The organism is Microbulbifer hydrolyticus (genome assembly GCF_009931115.1).
In the GTDB taxonomy this organism is placed as follows: Bacteria; Pseudomonadota; Gammaproteobacteria; order Pseudomonadales; family Cellvibrionaceae; genus Microbulbifer; species Microbulbifer hydrolyticus.
Genome location: NZ_CP047491.1, coordinates 237,614 through 252,175, shown reverse-complemented (window position 1 = coordinate 252,175; position 14,562 = coordinate 237,614). Strand labels below are relative to the sequence as shown.

Here is a 14,562-nt window from a genome sequence, read left to right as displayed (position 1 = left end):
CGTGAACAGAATCATCCCGGCACTACTGTTCTTTTTTACCGTGCTCGCTTCCGGACCGGGTTATACCCAGGACACGGAAGGTGAGGTCATCACCCTCGAATCCACCATTATCGGCAGCCAGGAGCAGCCCAAGGTGTTGTACATCATCCCCTGGAAGCAGGCCAACAGCCTGGAGAAAATTGAAAGCACCTTGCCCAATGCAATCAACCATACCTTCCAGCATCAGGAGTACTCGGAATTGCAGCGGGAAATAAAACTGCTGCAGCAAGACGATTCAGATGCATAACTGCAAGTTCACAATTTTTATAACCAGAAATCTTTACGTCCCGGAGATTTGACCATGGAATTCCTAAATACACTGCTGCGCTTCTTCCAGAACGGCGGCCCATTCATGTACCCCATTGCACTGGTGCTGGTGATCGGCATCGTACTGATCGTTGAGCGCTGGGTATTCCTGTCCCGCGCCAAACTCGCCAATCGCCGCGCCTACGGCCAGGTGCTGCCGATGATGCAGCAGCGCAATTTTGCCGCTGCACTCAAGTTTTCCCAGGGTGAAAAGGCTCCGATGGGCCAGATCGTCGCCGCCGGTATTTCCACCGCGCAGCACGCACGTAAAGACGAGAACATCGCCATGGCCATTGAGGAAAGTATTCTCGAAGCGGTACCGCGCCTCGAGAAGCGCACCAATTACCTCGCGACCCTGGCCAATATCGCAACCCTGCTCGGTCTGCTCGGCACCATCATCGGCCTGATCGCGGCATTCACCGCCGTAGCCAATGCCGACCCGTCAGAGAAAGCCTCGATGCTTTCTTCGAGTATTTCCGTGGCAATGAACACCACAGCATTCGGCCTGATCTCCGCCATCCCGCTGTTGCTGGCCTACTCAATGCTGCAGAACAAAACCAACGAAATCATCGACAGCCTGGAAATGGCCGGGGTGAAGTTCCTCAACCTGATTACCCTGACTCGTGGCCAGAAAGCGGAAGGCACCGCGCGCCCGGCCGCAAAAGCCGGCGCAATGGCGTGAGTGCACGCATCACCGAGATCCAAAGCGTAATCAGATAACAAGAGAGAGCCATGGCTATCCGACGCAGGCTGGAAACCGACCCGGATCTGGACATCACCTCGTTTATGAGCCTGATGACCGTGCTGGTCCCTGTATTGCTGCTGAATATGGTGTTTTCCCATATATCCGTACTCAACCTCAACCTTCCGGGAATGAGTGACCCGAGTGTGGACGAGCAGAAAGAAAACCGGCAACTGGAAATGGTGCTGCGCGCCGACCACATCGACATCAACTATCCGGCGGGAATTCGTGTAAAACGTATTGCCAACCGGGACGGAAAGCCGGATTTCAAGCTGGTGTCTGATGTATTGCAGGAGATAAAGCGCAGCCTGCGCGAGAAAGATATCGACAAAAAGGATCTGGTGATCCTCTCGGAACCTGGCACGCCCTACCGCACCCTGGTGTCGGCCATGGATACCGCGCGCTCTTTCCGCGCAGTGGTCGCGGCCTCGGTCGTGGATGCAGAACTGTTTCCGCAGATTTCCCTCGGCGATGCGCCGGTACAAGACGAACAGCTGGCAGGCAAGTGATATGAAAGCGACGATCGGCGGAAAGCTGAAAGGGCGCAAACAGCGTCGGCACAAGCAGACCAAGCTGAACCTGGTTTCCCTGATGGATATCTTCACCATCCTGGTTTTTTTCCTGCTGGTGAACTCCTCGGACGTGGAAGTTCTGCAGGCAGACAAAACCATTACCCTTCCCGAATCCACCTCCACAGAAAAGCCCGAGACCACTACCGTGGTGCGGGTAAACGGGGACCAGTTGCTGGTGGGCAATCGTATGATCGCGAATGTGGCGGATATCCCGGCAGATCAGGAGAAGATTGACCCATTGCTGAATGAGCTCAAGTATCTGGCCAGTCGCGCAGAGCCGCTGCCGGAAGAAAAGCAGGCAGTGGGCCGCCCGGTTACCATCCTCGGCGATGAGGAGGTGCCCTACGCACTGCTGAAGCAGATCATGAATACCTGCGCCGCAGCAGACTTCCGCGACATTGATCTCGCGGTCACGCAGGCAGCACCACAGGATCCGGCCGCACCGGCCGCCGGCCGCTGAAAAGGAGGGCCAAAGCAATGACGACAGCCACCTTCAGTTCAGCTCCTCAGGGGCGCCCGGCAATGATGCCGTGGCATTACTACAACTCGCTGCTGCCGTGGGCTTCAACGGAGGAAGAAGACCAACGTTTTAACCGGTTCCTGAAAAGCGGTATTGCTGCTTTCGTGGTAATAGGGGCCCTGTTCACGTTTATTCCCGCACCGGAGCTTACCCGCGAGCAGGCTGAGAAACTGCCACCCCAGCTGGCGCGGGTGATCCTGGAAAAGAAGGAGCTTCCCAAGCCGGTAGAAAAACCAAAGCCCAAACCGCTGGAGAAGAAGCAGGAAAAGCCAAAACCAGTTAAAAAGGAAAAGCCAAAACCCGTCGAAAAGCCCAAGCCGGAACCAATAAAGACGGTAAAACCAAAGCCACTTACCGAGAAGGCGCCGGCCGCGGAGGTCGCCAGGGCCCGTGAGAAAGCAGCCAACAGCGGGCTCATGCAGCTACAGGACGACCTGATGGACATGCGCGACAGCCTGGATGTGTCGGAAGTCGCCAGTGCCAACAGCCTCGCCAGCGGCGCGGCGAAGGCACAAAAAATCGACCGCTCCCTTATCAGTGACAAGTCCAAGGCGTCCAGCGGAGGCATCAACACCGGACAATTGAGTCGCAATACCGGCGGCTCAGCCCTGTCTGGCCGCGAAACCACGCAGGTGGAAGTTGCGGAAGCGACCGCGGCCGCGAAATCCAGCGGCAAACAGGCCCGACGCGAGCGCGGTACCCGTGGTGAAGAGTCCATCCGACAGGTCATGGAGGCCAATAAAGGGGCCATCTTCGCCATCTACAACCGCGCACTGCGCCGCGACCCGACACTGGCAGGCAAGGTGACCGTAAAACTGGTGATCGAGGCCAATGGCACCATTTCCGGGGTAAGCCTGGTAAGCAGCGAACTCGATAACGCGGATCTGGAGCGTAAGCTGCTCGCCCGTATTCGCCTGATCAACTTTGGCGCAGCCAACGTAGAGAAGTCCACACTCAATTACTCGATTGACTTCCTCCCCTCCTGACGGGAGGGGCGCTGCCCAGTTGTTCATAGCTACGAAGAGTAGGACCCCAGCCAATACCCGGCGCGATTGACCGGGTCTTACTCTCTCCCCTCCCTCCTGCCTGGAGCGCCACGCCCACCCAGCCGCAAAACATGCATTCCTGTCTTAACGCAACTTGTTGCGAGCAATATGTGACGAACGTACCAATTAAGATTGGAATTCCACGCCAAAGCTGATAAAAAAGTCTCATCAAAGATGTGATTTATGTCACAACGTTTCCAGGTCGGTGGTTTGCGCGCGATAGCGATACCCGCACCAACGCCGTCGCTGAAGCTGGATTGCATGAAACAGAAGGACGTTCAGGCGTGGCCGATGACACACTAGAAGAAAACCCGCAAACCAAGTTGCTGACGGGAGTATGGGCAACCCGTAGCGAGTTGTTTGCCAAGCGCAAAACAGAGCTGGCGCAATTCAGGGTCGATGAGCTGGTCAGTTCCGTTTTCAGCAACGGCCCCTTCTACCACTATGTATTTGACGTGTTTGATCTCGACCTGTTTTACGTCAGCCAGAATGTAGGAAATATCCACGATCTGGATCCCGAGACCCTCACATTTCATGACATCCTCAACCAGATACATCCGGACGACATGGATTTTGTCGCACGCGCCGAGGCAACGGCGATCCAGTTTTTCCAACAGAAATTGGGCGTCGAAAAAATTAAAGACTACAAGGTTTCCTACTGCTTTCGGGCTCGGGTAAAAGGCGGCACCTACCACCTGTTCAACCACCAGGCAATTGTGCTGACCACGGATCCAGAGGGCGGGATTGGCAAGGCGCTCAACGTCCATACCGACATTTCCCACCTCACCGACAAAAACAACTACCGGCTGTCACTGATTGGCATGAATGGTGAGCCTTCCTATCTGGATATTAAGGTGGATGACAGCGCTGGTCACAGGCAACCGAGCCGGCCGGTTTTTACCGAGCGCGAGATTACCGTGATCAAGCTGGTCGCAGAGGGCCTCACCAGTGCCGAAATTGGTCGCGAGCTGTCCCTGTCTGAATACACGGTGAAAAACCACCGCAAGCGTATTCTCAAGAAAGCCGACTGCCAGAATATGAGCCAGCTGGTAGCCTCCTGTATCACCGAAGGATTGATATAGACAGAAATTCGGCAGCATCGCCAATCAATAAATCGATGCAGCTGTGACGACAGATCGCCCACAATGCACACAAAATACCAATAACAATTTCAGGCAAACACATGGCGCGAGATGACCTGCAGCCAGAACCACGTCGGATCCAGCCCGAATCGCACAAGACGCCAGCGACGTCGGTCCAGCGGGATAATCCTCTGCCGGTGCAGGGTGTCGACCAGTTTATCGGCGCGGCCTTCACTACCGGCACATCCTACTATTATGTCCTGGACTTGCTCAGGATCGAGCAGCCCATACAGCTAAGCCAATCTGTGCAGGATATCCTCGGGCTCGACCCTGCCGGGGCGACCATTCAGTGCATCACCGACAGAATCCACCCCGACGATCTCGCCTTCGTGGCCCGCGCAGAAAAAATGGCAATGACCATCCTGGACCGAGATATCGGCATGGATCAGGCAAGCAACTATAAAATCTCGTACTGCGCTCGCCTAAAGATCCGCGACAACAGCTATCGGCTTTTCAATCAGCAGGTCCTGATACTGGATGCAGACCAGACGCAGGGGGTGACCCGGTCCCTGCGCATTCACACTGATATTTCCCACCTGATCGATAAAAACAATTACAAATTGTCACTACTGAATATTCTTGGTGGCGAAAGTCTTCTGAATATCGATGTACTCAAAAAAGATGCCAAGCCTCAAGCCACACCTTCGCCGTTTACACGGCGGGAGGTCGAGGTATTGAGACTACTGGCAGAGGGAAGGACGAGTATCTATATTGCCAGCGCATTGGAAATCTCGGCTAACACCGTAAAGAATCACCGTAAAAATATGCTCAGAAAGGCCGAGTGTCGCACTACTGGACAGCTGATATCCAAGTGCGTCAGTGAGGGGCTGATTTAAGTTTAGGCCGAGGCTTTGACCCGAAGTGGCTATTGCAGGCTTTGCGAAGTAAGCGCATGCTTACCTCTGGGCAATCCGGTTTACTCCTTCGCGGAGAATCGGTTGGAACGGAGACCGCGCCCACCAACAAATACTCATCCTGTGAGTTGGTAATCAGCCGTAAGGCTGGCTCTGGGTAAGCCAGGATGGCCCGCCCAGGGCATCTTTCCAGATTCGACCCCCGCTCAATTGAGATCCGCGGCGTACTCACGCAATACTGCCAGCGGAACAATTTCCAGTGCCCGCACATGAGTGCGCTGAAGAAACACTCGCGGCGCCATATCAGCCTTCTGAGCCTCGAGCCAGCGAGCAGCACACAGACACCAGCGATCTCCGGGATTCAACCCGGGAAAACCAAACTCCTCCACCGGGGTGCTGAGATCATTACCGCGTTCGCGAGAGAACTGGAGGAAAGCCCGGCTCACCTCGACACACACCGTGTGGGAGCCCAGATCCTGATCGTTGGTATTACAACAGCCATCGCGGAAAAAGCCTGTCAGCGGGTCGGTACTGCAGGGGACCAGCGGCTCACCGAATACGTTTTTTGACTCGTGCATTTCCATAGTAATCGCCACACTCACCTCTCCGTTTGTTGTCCATTGATCAGGTACAAATCGACCAGCTGCCAGCGCAAGCCTTTGCGCTGCAGTATAAGTTTCACACTGGACGCGTCGCCTTGATTACCGCAGATAACTTCGACCGAGTTTAACCCGCTAAAATGCCAGTGACTAAGTTTCCAGCGGTGGCCATGCTCGTGCGCTCCAGCACCACCAACTCCGATCGACGGTGTTTCTGGCGGCTGCGTTGGCGCCGGTGTACGCCCGGTGTTTCCGAAAGCCCGCTCCAGATCCCGCTCGAATTCCCGCCAGTCCTTGCGCCCCTGTATCAGGTCGGAAATGCCTTCCGGACTGATCAGCCTGTCCAGCAGCGGCCCGAGAAGCATATCGGCCCCGGCCGAGAATAACCCGCCCAGCTCCGGTGGCAGCTCAGCGCCCATGGATTCCTGCAATTCGCTCTTGAGCCGGGCGCGAATATTCATGCGCAACCGGGGGAAGTCCACATAGCGCGCGAGCCCGGCCATATCCTCATGATGGGCGGCCTCTATCAGCTGCCTGGCGGAATACCAGGGTAGCGCGGCATAACTTCCCGCTAGCAGAATCAGCACCAACCCCGCACGCAGCAGCCACTTTCCCATGCTTCATCCACCTTTTCTATCAGACAGCTTCGCGCAATAGTAGCGTTCCGCCACCCCCAATTACAGGCGCTTACACCGAAGTGTATACCGCGCCAACAGCGGCTGGACCTGTGTTATCGTTGCAGACCCTGTTGCCGTTCACGGTTTTTATGAAGAACCGGCCGCGAAATTATCGCCGGCATCAAGAAAGACAAAAAAAGATCGATGAAGGAATTTCGACCATGACTGATATTTATAACGCGCCCCAGGCCGAGCTGGCCGGTAACCAGAGCACCAGCGGTGATATGGGTTCCATCCCCAAAGCGCTGGCGGGGGATTACCAGGTCGCCATCGGCGATACCCTGAGCGAGGCGTGGGCCAAAACCAAGGGCAACAAGGGCACCGTGTGGCTGGGGGTACTGCTGTATTTTGTGGCCTATATCGGCATTTCGCTGGTGGCCGGCCTGCTAACCGGACAGTCTTTCACCGACCCGGACGCCAACCAGGGCGTCGGCGCCATTCTCTCCAATGTGATTATTGCTGCAGCGTCTGCGCCACTGGCCGCCGGTATGATGATGATCGGGGTAAAAATCGCGCGGGAAGAAGAGGTCTCCGGTACCGAAGTCTTCGCCCACTTCGACAAGGTGCTGCCACTGGCGGTAGCCATCGTTCTCACTTACCTGCTGGTAGCCCTCGGCTTCGTTCTGTTGATACTGCCAGGTATCTATCTGATGATCGGCTACGCCCTGAGTCTTCCGCTGATCGTGGATAAGAACCTGGGCCCGTGGCAGGCTCTGGAAACTTCGCGCAAGGCGGTCACCAAGCACTGGTTCGCGGTTTTCGGCTTCATGATCGTAATCGGTCTGCTTTACCTTGCCGGCTTCCTGGCACTGATCATCGGCCTGATCTGGGCGGTTCCGACCCTCAGCATTGCCTACGGTATCCTGTACCGCAATATGTTCGGTGGCCATGAGGCCAACCCGGAAATGTGATTTCCACACAGGCAGAAGGGCTTCATCATGAAGCCTTTCTGCCGATCTATTTTGCCGCTATAGCCGTAGCCCTGTCTGATGCACAACACCGACCCCGCACCATCGCCGCCCTCTGCCGAAGTCACCGGCCTGGACACCCTGTACGAAATCGAAACCCCCGAGGGTATTGATCTCACCACCCAGGTTGCGGGCCCGGTGCCGCGGTTACTGGCGTATTCGGTGGACCTGTTTTATCGAACCCTGATCCTGATAGCGCTCGGCATTGCCCTGAATATCGCGGGCGCTGCGGGCGTCGGGCTTTGGCTGCTCGTGTCATTTCTGCTCGAATGGTTTTACCCGGTGGTTTTTGAGGTGATGCGGGGCGGCCAGACCCCGGGGAAAAAAGCGTTTTCCCTGGCGGTGGTCAACGATAACCTCACCCCCATCAGCTGGGGCCCCTCGATCATGCGCAACCTGCTGCGCTTTGCCGACTTTCTTCCCTTCGGTTATTTCACCGGCATCATCAGTATGACCTGCAGCCGCCATTTCCAGCGCCTCGGCGACCATGCCGCTGGCACTCTGGTGGTGTATCGCGAACAGACCGCGGCCTCAGCCACCCTGCCGCAGGTTGCCCCGGTTCCACCACCCCGGGGATTACGCCTGGAAGATCAGCAGGCCATCATCAGTCTTGCGGAACGCAGCAGTGAATTAAGCCGTGCACGCCAGCAGGAACTGGCCGACCTGTTGCAGCCGATTACCGAAAGATCCGGGGAAGAAGGACTCAACCGACTGCACGCGATCGGCCGCTGGTTGCTCGGTGCGCGCACACCAGAAGACACTCCCACGCCCACGGGCGCGCAACGTCAGGCGGGCATCCAATGAAGCAGCGCGATTTTGAGCAGCGCCACCAGAGCCTGTGGCTACAACTGGAAAACACACTTTCGGGTTACCGTAAAAACCAGTCTGTTGACGCTGACGGAGCGGCAACCACCGATGATCTGCCGGCCAGTTACCGCCGCCTGTGTCAGCATCTTGCGGTCGCCAAGGAGCGCCAGTACACCAGCAATCTGGTTGCGCGGCTGAATCAGCTGGTGATGCATTGTCACCAGCGTCTCTACCAGCAGAAATCGGTATCCAGAAACCGCTGGCTGGAATTTCTTTTTGCCGGCTTCCCCCGCGCCCTGCGCGAGCAGGCCCGTTTTGTCTGGCTGGCCTGCGGACTGTTCCTTGCTCCGGCACTGGTTATGGGGCTTGGCAGCTACTGGAATGATGCCCTGATCTACGCCGTGATGTCGCCAGAACAGGTACTGCAAATCGAATCCATGTACGACCCGGCAAACCGGGTACTCGGCCGTGAACGAGGTTCCGATACGGACCTGCAGATGTTCGGTTTCTACATCAAGAACAATATTGGTATCGCCTTCCGCACCTTTGCGGCCGGGATTTTGTTTGGGATCGGCTCTATTTTCTTCCTGGTATTCAACGGGATTTTTCTCGGTGCGATATTTGGACATATCACCCGGGTGGGCTTCGTCGCCACGTTTTATCCCTTCGTGATCGGCCACGGCGCCTTTGAGTTGACCGCCATCGTATTCGCCGGTGCCGCGGGTCTGCGCCTCGGACATTCCCTGGTGAGTCCGGGCAACCTGAGCCGTCGCCAGTCTCTGCGCGAAGCCGGACGCGAGTCGATGAAAATCATGTATGGAACCTTCCTGATGCTGGTTATTGCCGCGTTTCTCGAGGCCTTCTGGTCCTCCAGTACCGAGGTCAGCATCACCGTAAAACTCGCCGTGGGTGGCTTTTTCTGGCTGCTGGTGCTCGCCTACTGCTTCTTTGCCGGGCGCGACCAGCAACTGCCCCCGGCCATGGGAGGCCACCGGTGAATCTCGACCGCCTCGCCGTTCGCGCGCGCCAGCGCTCCAGCTGGGAATCCGTCGATCTCGGCATATTGCTGGCGCGCCGGCACTGGTTGCAGCTGATGGTGCTCTGGCTGTTGCCCGCTGCGAGCCTGTTTATTGTGCTCGCCCTGCTGTTCCCCGGCAGCCCGAACTGGGCGATTTTCGCCATCTGGTGGCTGAAGCCGGCTTTCGAGCGCCTGCCATTGCTGGTGGCGAGCCGCAAACTGTTCAACGAACCGATGAACAACCGGGAGGCGCTTGCACAGTTTCGCCGCGCCAACCGCCGCGACTGGTTCGCCTGGTTGAGCTGGCGTCGCCTCAGTTTCACCCGAGCTTTCGACCTGCCGGTAACCGTGCTCGAAAACGCGCACGGCAAGACACGGGCAACTCGTGTGTCCCTGCTGCACCGCAAAGCGGCCAGTACCGCCAGCTGGCTGCACATTGTCGGCGTGCACGTGGAGATGATTCTGGGAATGGGCCTCGCGGCACTTTTCTACCTGATGCTGCCCGAGAACCTCGAAATCGACTGGATGCCGATTCTGAACGATAACAATCCGGTCTATGCGTGGATTGCCAACGGGTTTTCCCTGATGATCATGGCTGCGGTAGCGCCGTTTTATGTGTGCGCCGGATTTATGCTGTACATCGGTCGGCGCGTGGACCTGGAGGCCTGGGACATAGAAATTCACTTCCGTAAAATGCGCGCGCGCCTGGATGCAAACAAAAAGCGCACACCTAAAGCCGCGGCAGCCAAGCCCCGCACAAGCACCGCCACATCGCTGGTGTGTGCACTCGGCCTGCTACTGCTGACCATCGCGGCCGGACCACAGCCGGTACAGGCCGGGGTCGCGACACCCGCACAGGCGGAGGAGCAGATCGACGAAGTACTTGCGGGGGATGATTTCCACCAGCGCGAAGAGGTGAGCAGCTGGCGCTTGAAGGACTTCGAATCCCGTGAATACCACTTCCCCGACTGGTTTATCGCGTTCATCGAGTGGCTCGAAGGGCTCGGTAACGATGACGACGAGGCTGAAATGAACGAGGGCGAGCCGGGCTTCTGGCCGCTTCTGGCAGGAATTATCGAAGTACTGTTGTGGGTCACCGCCCTCAGTCTGGTCGCTTACCTTTTGTGGCACTTTCGCAGTCACCTGCGCGAGATGCTCGGTTATCGCCCACGCCGCAAGGTCGCGCCAGCCCCGCGGCCGGAAACCCTTTTCGGCCTGGATGTGCGCCGCGAGAGCCTGCCCGACGATGTCACCGCGGAGGTGCTGCGCCTCTGGCATGCCGGCAACCAGCGCGAGTCGATGGGACTGCTGTATCGGGCCAGCCTTTCGAACCTGATCTCACAGTTTGACTGCCCCTTCCGGGACCACCACACGGAAGCGGAGTGCGCCCAGCTTGTACGGGAAGAAGCGGGTGCGGATCCACGCCTGCAACCGGCACTGGTACAGTTTTTCAGTGTGCTCACCGCGACATGGCAGCGCCAGGCCTATGCGCACCGACCGCCGGCAAGCACACAACTGGAGTCCCTGTGTGACCAGTGGCAACAGGTTTTTCGCGATGGGGAGGCACAGCCATGAAGCTGAGCCGTATCGCCATCGTCTGGGGCGTTTTGCTGCTCGCCGCTGCCTGTGCGCTGTTTCTGTACTTCTTCGAACGGCACACCGAAGAGGTGGATCTTGGCTTTGGCCCCGAAGCGCGTCGCAACCCCTACCTTGCCGCCCAGCGGTTTCTCGACCGGCTCGATATCGGCCACCGCCGCGCGGACAATATCTCGGTTATCACGACTCTCGATGACCGCGATGCCCTGTTCCTGGCCAGCTCGAGCCAGATCTACAACCCCGACCGGTTGCGGGAGCTGCTGGACTGGGTCGATGCGGGTGGCCACGCCATCGTGATCGCTCACCGGGGTCGTGGCGACAACGAGCAGGACCTGCTGCTCGAGGCACTGGAACTGGAGGTCACGTCTGGCGATCTGGACCTGTACTTCAACCGCCAGGTGCGCGAAGTCTTCGGTGAAGAAGCCTCGGAGCTGCAGGACAAAACCATCAGTGAGCTCATGCGTGATCACAACCGCAAGCTCGACGAAAAAGATTCAGAAAATACTTCTGGAGAATCACCAGATAGCGCGGAACCAGACATCGAGGGCTCAGTATCAACTCCGCGCAACCCGGATGTCGATCCGGAGCGACTGGTCAACCTTACCAGCGATAGTGGCCCCAGCTACGCGATTTACTTTAACCCGGAAAAGGTGTTCGCCCACGAAATGATGGGCAAGGGTACCGATGCCGATGTGAACGGCGCACTATTGCACTGGGTGCCCTTCCAGAATATGCCCACGCAGTCGCCACTGGTGTATTACGAGCGCGGACGCGGTCGCCTCACCCTGATGACGGATGGGGGCCTGTGGCAGAACGACCGCATCGGCGAATTCGATCACGCCTACTTTCTTGCACACCTTGTTGGCGATCGCGAACTGGTGATGATTACGCGGCCCAGGTTCGACACCCTTGGCACGCTGATCCAGCGCTATGCCCTTGAGCTTTTCTTTGCCGGGCTACTCGCGCTGGCCGCGTGGATCGCCAACCGCAGCCGCCGCTTCGGGCCGCTGACGCCACCACCCGCAGCCGAGCGCCGCTCACTGCTGGAACACATCCGCGCGTGTGGGCACTTTTACTGGCGCCAGAACCGGGGAGTATCCCTGTTCGACGGCGCCCGCAAGCCACTGTTGGCAAAGCTTGGCGGAAACAGAAACCTGAACGCGGACAGGCAGCGGCAGATTGCCGAGTCCGTGGCGGAAAAGACCGGGCTCGCGGCCCGGGAAATTCATGACACCCTGTGGGGGCCAGCACCCCGCAACGAAGACGACTTTACCGCGCGACTGCGCAGCATTCAGATTATTGAGGCCGCCCTATGAGCGATTCCACCCTGGACCAGAACCCGGTCAACCACGCAGATACCGAAGTCCAAGCGGACACACGCTGGCAGCAGGCCAGCGCACGCGTACACCAGCTGCGCCAGCGCATCAACCAGGTCGTGATTGGCCAGCAGGCGGTTGTGGACCAGGTGTTGATCGCGCTGCTCGCCGGTGGCCATGTTCTTCTCGAGGGCGTACCCGGGCTCGGCAAAACACTGCTGGTACGCAGCCTGGCACGAGGCTTTGGTGGCGACTTCCGCCGCATCCAGTTCACTCCCGACCTGATGCCCGCCGATGTTACCGGCCACGCCATCTACCACATGGCGGAAAGCCGCTTTGAAGTGCGCCGCGGACCGGTATTTACCAACCTGCTGCTGGCCGACGAGATCAACCGCGCACCCGCCAAGACACAGGCCGCCCTGCTGGAAGTAATGCAGGAGCACCAGGTCACCATTGACGGTGAAACCCACGCGACGCCTCGGCCGTTTATGGTGCTGGCCACGCAGAACCCGGTGGAACAGGAAGGCACCTACCCGCTGCCGGAGGCGGAGCTCGACCGCTTCCTGCTCAAGGTACTGATCGACTTCCCCAGCCAGCAGGCGGAAGAGCAACTGGCGGCCGCGGCCAGTGGCGGGCATATCGAAAAGACGTTGCGCGATAGCGTCCAGGCTGTATTCGATGCCGGGGAACTGCAGCAACTCCAGACGCTGGTACCGCAGATTCAGGTGGACCAGCAGGTGCTGGGATACGCCGTGCGGCTGGTGCGCGCAACCCGCGAATCCTCGCAGCTGCGCCGCTCCGCGGGACCGCGCGCAAGCATCGGCCTGATCCTCGCTGCCCGCGCCCATGCCCTGCTGGAAGGGCGTGAGTTCGTGTTGCCTGACGACATCAAGGCCATGGCCATTCCGGTGATGCGCCACCGGGTCGCCGTATCACCGGATATGGAAATTGACGGCGAAACTGCCGACTCGGTGCTGGCCCAGATCATTGAATCCGTGGAGGCGCCGCGGCTGTGAAGCCCTCTCCGCTACTGATCCGTTTGCTGCTGATTGCCGCCACCAGTGCACTGGTGGTCAGTGCCGCGCGTATCTGGTGGCCGACGGCGGCCGAGCTGTTCACCAGCCTGTGGTGGCTGGGGATGAGCGTCCTGGGGTTCGCCGCGCTGCTGGATTTTGTCACCGGCCGGCGCAGCGACGGCCTTGTCGGGCACCGCAGCCTGCCCGGCAACCTGGCTCTCGGGGTCGACCAGGAGATCGGCCTCGCACTGCGCAATCAGGGGTCCCGCACGCTGGTACTACAGGCTTCCGATCAGCTGCCGCCGGAACTGCGCAGCACCGAGCTGCCACTGCACGTCCAGTTACATCCCGGGCAGGAAATCCAGACCGGTTATAAAGCCACCCCGGTGCGCCGGGGACTCGCGGCGTTCGGCCGGATGGAAGCGCTGGTGAGCTCCCCCTGGCAACTGTGGCAATGCCGGGTGCTGCTCGGGGAGCCCCAGGATGCGAAGGTGTATCCGAACTTTCTCGGCATCTCTTCCCTGCAGGCACTGTCCACGGAGCAGTCCCTGCGTTACATGGGTGTGCATCAGCAGCAGCGCCGCGGTGAGGGCCTGGATTTCCGGCAACTACGGGAATATCGCCGGGGCGATAGCCAGCGTCAGGTCGACTGGCGGGCCAGCGCACGGATGCAGAAGCTGATCAGCCGGGAATACCAGGACGAACGGGACCAGGAGATCATTTTCCTGCTGGACTGTGGTCGACGTATGCGTGCCCGCGACGGCGACCTGAGCCATTTCGATCACGCGCTCAACGCGCTGTTACTTTCCGCCTATGTGGCAATTCGGCAGGGCGATGCGGTTGGCCTGCAATGTTTTGCCGGCAACCACAGCCGGTTGCCACCGGTAAAAGGGGAAGGTGCCATCAACCTGTTACTGAACCATGTGTACGATCTGCACTCGGGTACCGCCCACAGCGATTACACCGCCGCTGCGGAGCAACTGCTTGCCCGTCAGCAGCGCCGCGCCCTGGTAATCCTGCTCACTAATGTGCGCGACGAGGACAGCGAAGACCTGACCGCAGCGGTACAACAACTGTCCCGCCATCACCTGGTAATGGTTGCCTGTCTGCGGGAACGGGTGCTGGATGAACTTCTGGAAAAGCCGGTAGCGGATTTTGATAGTGCACTGCTGAACTGTGCAGGAAAGGATTTTGTGCAGCGCCGCGACCGGCTGCTGCAACAACTGCGCGCCCGCAACACCATTCTGGCGGACGCACTGCCGTCTGAAATGCATATGTCTCTGGTGGAAACCTACTGGCAATTAAAGCGCAGCGGCAGGCTTTAGGGATTCTGCCAAAGCCACT

Annotated in this window: 16 protein-coding genes; 14 read left to right on the top strand and 2 right to left on the bottom strand. The window is 58.6% G+C overall.

Going from position 1 to position 14,562, the window contains the following annotated elements; all coding sequences use genetic code 11:
* Position 1: 1 nt before the first annotated feature.
* The 7 genes from GTQ55_RS01135 to GTQ55_RS17815 all read left to right on the top strand — a co-directional run bounded on the left by GTQ55_RS01135 (position 2) and on the right by GTQ55_RS17815 (position 5,203).
* Positions 2 to 286, top strand: a complete 285-nt coding sequence (locus GTQ55_RS01135; protein ID WP_161857063.1) for a hypothetical protein — start codon at positions 2 to 4, stop codon at positions 284 to 286.
* A 54-nt stretch (positions 287 to 340) separates the two neighbouring features.
* The gene (locus GTQ55_RS01130) at positions 341 to 1,027 is read left to right on the top strand and encodes a MotA/TolQ/ExbB proton channel family protein (RefSeq protein ID WP_161857062.1); all 687 of its coding nucleotides are present in this window, start codon (positions 341 to 343) and stop codon (positions 1,025 to 1,027) included.
* A 50-nt stretch (positions 1,028 to 1,077) separates the two neighbouring features.
* A complete protein-coding gene (locus tag GTQ55_RS01125) occupies positions 1,078 to 1,596 on the top strand; it encodes an ExbD/TolR family protein (RefSeq protein ID WP_161857061.1) in 519 nt (172 codons plus the stop codon).
* A 1-nt stretch (position 1,597) separates the two neighbouring features.
* Entirely contained in the window at positions 1,598 to 2,119 is a 522-nt protein-coding gene (locus tag GTQ55_RS01120; RefSeq protein ID WP_161857060.1) for an ExbD/TolR family protein, read from the top strand.
* A gap of 17 nt (positions 2,120 to 2,136) precedes the next feature.
* Positions 2,137 to 3,165: an AgmX/PglI C-terminal domain-containing protein gene (locus GTQ55_RS01115; protein WP_161857059.1), complete on the top strand. Its 1,029-nt coding sequence runs from the start codon at positions 2,137 to 2,139 to the stop codon at positions 3,163 to 3,165.
* A 344-nt stretch (positions 3,166 to 3,509) separates the two neighbouring features.
* Positions 3,510 to 4,307, top strand: coding sequence for a LuxR C-terminal-related transcriptional regulator (locus GTQ55_RS01110; RefSeq protein WP_161857058.1), 798 nt, complete (start codon positions 3,510 to 3,512; stop codon positions 4,305 to 4,307).
* Positions 4,308 to 4,408: 101 nt separating this feature from the next.
* On the top strand, positions 4,409 to 5,203 hold the full coding sequence (locus GTQ55_RS17815; RefSeq protein ID WP_161857057.1) for a helix-turn-helix domain-containing protein: 795 nt from the start codon (positions 4,409 to 4,411) through the stop codon (positions 5,201 to 5,203).
* Between the two features lie 224 nt (positions 5,204 to 5,427).
* Here the strand turns inward: GTQ55_RS17815 and GTQ55_RS01100 are convergent, their stop codons facing one another.
* Together GTQ55_RS01100 and GTQ55_RS01095 are read right to left on the bottom strand one after the other, a co-directional pair.
* The gene (locus tag GTQ55_RS01100) at positions 5,428 to 5,817 is read right to left on the bottom strand and encodes a DUF2237 family protein (protein ID WP_311736355.1); all 390 of its coding nucleotides are present in this window, start codon (positions 5,815 to 5,817) and stop codon (positions 5,428 to 5,430) included.
* 2 nt (positions 5,818 to 5,819) lie between these two features.
* Entirely contained in the window at positions 5,820 to 6,437 is a 618-nt protein-coding gene (locus GTQ55_RS01095) for a DUF2939 domain-containing protein (protein ID WP_161857056.1), read from the bottom strand.
* Positions 6,438 to 6,658: 221 nt separating this feature from the next.
* On the opposite strand from GTQ55_RS01095, the gene GTQ55_RS01090 reads away from it, so the two are divergent.
* The 7 genes from GTQ55_RS01090 to GTQ55_RS01060 all read left to right on the top strand — a co-directional run bounded on the left by GTQ55_RS01090 (position 6,659) and on the right by GTQ55_RS01060 (position 14,543).
* On the top strand, positions 6,659 to 7,408 hold the full coding sequence (locus tag GTQ55_RS01090; RefSeq protein ID WP_161857055.1) for a DUF2189 domain-containing protein: 750 nt from the start codon (positions 6,659 to 6,661) through the stop codon (positions 7,406 to 7,408).
* Between the two features lie 78 nt (positions 7,409 to 7,486).
* A complete protein-coding gene (locus tag GTQ55_RS01085; RefSeq protein ID WP_161857054.1) occupies positions 7,487 to 8,269 on the top strand; it encodes an RDD family protein in 783 nt (260 codons plus the stop codon).
* Entirely contained in the window at positions 8,266 to 9,270 is a 1,005-nt protein-coding gene (locus GTQ55_RS01080; protein WP_161857053.1) for a stage II sporulation protein M, read from the top strand. The genes GTQ55_RS01085 and GTQ55_RS01080 overlap by 4 nt, the downstream gene beginning before the upstream one ends.
* Complete coding sequence (locus GTQ55_RS01075) at positions 9,267 to 10,865, top strand: DUF4129 domain-containing protein (RefSeq protein ID WP_161857052.1); 1,599 nt, start codon at positions 9,267 to 9,269, stop codon at positions 10,863 to 10,865. Before GTQ55_RS01080 ends, GTQ55_RS01075 begins: the two co-directional genes overlap by 4 nt.
* Positions 10,862 to 12,202 (top strand): DUF4350 domain-containing protein, encoded by a 1,341-nt coding sequence (locus GTQ55_RS01070; protein ID WP_161857051.1) that lies wholly within the window; start codon positions 10,862 to 10,864, stop codon positions 12,200 to 12,202. Before GTQ55_RS01075 ends, GTQ55_RS01070 begins: the two co-directional genes overlap by 4 nt.
* Positions 12,199 to 13,218 carry an AAA family ATPase gene (locus GTQ55_RS01065; protein WP_161857050.1) on the top strand — a complete coding sequence of 340 codons (1,020 nt, stop codon included), beginning with the start codon at positions 12,199 to 12,201 and terminating at the stop codon, positions 13,216 to 13,218. The genes GTQ55_RS01070 and GTQ55_RS01065 overlap by 4 nt, the downstream gene beginning before the upstream one ends.
* Positions 13,215 to 14,543 (top strand): DUF58 domain-containing protein, encoded by a 1,329-nt coding sequence (locus tag GTQ55_RS01060; protein WP_161857049.1) that lies wholly within the window; start codon positions 13,215 to 13,217, stop codon positions 14,541 to 14,543. The genes GTQ55_RS01065 and GTQ55_RS01060 overlap by 4 nt, the downstream gene beginning before the upstream one ends.
* The last annotated feature ends 19 nt before the right edge of the window (positions 14,544 to 14,562 follow it).

Bases quoted from the DNA above. Each gene is read 5' to 3' on its own strand.
- GTQ55_RS01130 (WP_161857062.1), top strand. From the start codon at position 341: ATGGAATTCCTAAATACACTGCTGCGCTTCTTCCAGAACGGCGGCCCA.
- GTQ55_RS01125 (WP_161857061.1), top strand. From the start codon at position 1,078: ATGGCTATCCGACGCAGGCTGGAAACCGACCCGGATCTGGACATCACC.
- GTQ55_RS01120 (WP_161857060.1), top strand. From the start codon at position 1,598: ATGAAAGCGACGATCGGCGGAAAGCTGAAAGGGCGCAAACAGCGTCGG.
- GTQ55_RS01115 (WP_161857059.1), top strand. From the start codon at position 2,137: ATGACGACAGCCACCTTCAGTTCAGCTCCTCAGGGGCGCCCGGCAATG.
- GTQ55_RS17815 (WP_161857057.1), top strand. From the start codon at position 4,409: ATGGCGCGAGATGACCTGCAGCCAGAACCACGTCGGATCCAGCCCGAA.
- GTQ55_RS01095 (WP_161857056.1), bottom strand. From the start codon at position 6,437: ATGGGAAAGTGGCTGCTGCGTGCGGGGTTGGTGCTGATTCTGCTAGCG.
- GTQ55_RS01090 (WP_161857055.1), top strand. From the start codon at position 6,659: ATGACTGATATTTATAACGCGCCCCAGGCCGAGCTGGCCGGTAACCAG.
- GTQ55_RS01085 (WP_161857054.1), top strand. From the start codon at position 7,487: ATGCACAACACCGACCCCGCACCATCGCCGCCCTCTGCCGAAGTCACC.
- GTQ55_RS01080 (WP_161857053.1), top strand. From the start codon at position 8,266: ATGAAGCAGCGCGATTTTGAGCAGCGCCACCAGAGCCTGTGGCTACAA.
- GTQ55_RS01070 (WP_161857051.1), top strand. From the start codon at position 10,862: ATGAAGCTGAGCCGTATCGCCATCGTCTGGGGCGTTTTGCTGCTCGCC.
- GTQ55_RS01065 (WP_161857050.1), top strand. From the start codon at position 12,199: ATGAGCGATTCCACCCTGGACCAGAACCCGGTCAACCACGCAGATACC.